This is a genomic window from Desulfonatronospira sp. MSAO_Bac3 (genome assembly GCF_003838035.1).
GTDB lineage: Bacteria > Desulfobacterota > Desulfovibrionia > Desulfovibrionales > Desulfonatronovibrionaceae > Desulfonatronospira > Desulfonatronospira thiodismutans.
On sequence record NZ_QYZY01000376.1, the window covers coordinates 1 to 1767 of the forward strand.

General features: G+C 54.6%; 1 protein-coding gene and 1 pseudogene. Both read left to right on the top strand.

The window, feature by feature from the left end; genetic code table 11:
- A pseudogene (locus tag D5S03_RS13160) lies at nucleotides 1-1214 on the top strand (anaerobic carbon-monoxide dehydrogenase catalytic subunit); the annotation flags it as partial.
- A 72-nt stretch (nucleotides 1215-1286) separates the two neighbouring features.
- The coding region (locus D5S03_RS13165; protein ID WP_287044379.1) for an NADH-quinone oxidoreductase subunit NuoE family protein at nucleotides 1287-1767 on the top strand (481 nt) is incomplete at its 3' end.

Sequence of the window (1767 nt, forward strand, 5' to 3'; positions counted from 1 at the left end):
AGGATGACGAGGTGAATATCGTGGTGCATGGCCACGAGCCCACCCTGGCGGAGATGATAGTATTAATGGCCGATGACCCGGAAATGCAGGAGTATGCGCGCTCCAAGGGGGCCGCAGGCATAAACCTTGGCGGCATGTGCTGTACCGCCAACGAGATCCTCATGCGCCACGGCATACCCACAGCCGGAGGTTTCACCAACCAGGAACTGGCCATTTTAACCGGCAAGGTGGATGCCATGACTGTAGACGTGCAGTGCATCATGCCTGCCCTGGTAAAGCTCTCGGAACGGTTTCACACCAGGGTAGTAACCACCTCTGACAAGGCCAAATTTACCGGTGCCACTCATGTGGGCTATGAAGAGCACCGGGCTGCGGATATTGCCAGGGAAATCATCAAGCTTGCCGTGGATAATTTTCCCAACCGCAAGAAAAACGGATACGCAGCCACGGATCAGCAGGACCTGGTGGCCGGATTTTCCCAGGAATACATCGAATATATGCAGGGCGGGCGTATGCGTGCTTCTTTCAGGCCTTTAAACGACGCCATCCAGGTGGGCCGTATCCGGGGAGTTGTAGGCCTGGCCGGATGCGACAACCCCAGGGTTCCGGCCCAGGGGCTGCATCGCTACCTGGCCAAGGAATTCATCAAGTCGGACGTGCTGGTGGTTTCCACTGGATGCGGTTCACATGCCTGCCAGGCTGCCGGGTATATGACTCCGGAAATGGCCCTGGAGCATGCCGGTCCAGGGCTGAAGGAAGTCTGCGAGGCCATAGGCATTCCCCCAATTCTACCCCTGGGCTCCTGCGTGGACAACTCCAGGATTTTGACCATTCTTACCGCCATGGCCGCTGAAGGCGGCCTGTCCGAAGAGATAGGCGGCATGCCCGGAGTGGGCATTGCCCCGGAATGGATGTCCGAAAAGGCCCTGGCCATCGGGACCTATTTCGCTGCGTCCGGTGTGCCGGTTATTTTTGGCGGCGAGTCTCCGGTAGGGGCCAGTAACGAAGTGACCAGAATCATGAGCGAGACCTGGTATGAGAGATTCAAGGGGGCTTTTCATTTTGAGCCGGATCCGGAAAAGATATTCGACATGGCCCTGAAATACATTGACGCAGCCAGGGATGCCCTCAAGCTTAAGAAGTATGAGCCGGGCAAGTTCGGCGTGGAAAGGGTGCTCATGGATATGGCCGCCCGGCGCGAGAGCAGTCTGTAGGTTTTTAAGTGGACATGAGCAGGTCATGCAACGCGACTTTGAACCTAAAAGCATAAGAGGGGACAAATATCTATGAAGTTGGAAGATATGAACTTTGATGAAAAAATGGGCGAACTTGGAGCCATCATCGGCGAGGAGGAAAGAAAAAGAGGCATACTCATTCCGGCCCTGCACGAGATACAGAACAAGATGGGCTATCTTGACCCGGAAGAACTAAAAGAACTTTCTAAGTCCCTGAACATATCCCTGACCGAGATATACAGCGTGGCCAGCTTCTACAAGATGTTTCATTTCAAGCCCAGGGGCAAAAAAATCGTCAAGGTATGCTTCGGGACAGCCTGCTATGTGCGGGGGGCCAAGGTGGTTCTGGACTCTTTGTCTGAAGAGTTTGACGTCAAGGACGGGGAAACCACAGAAGATCTGACCATGACCTTAGAGACGGTGGGATGTGTAGGCTGTTGCGGCCTGGCCCCGGTGGTCACCTGCAACGAAGAGGTGGTTGGCGAAATAGACGGGAAAAAGCTGGATGCTTTCATTGATTCCGTAAAAGAGG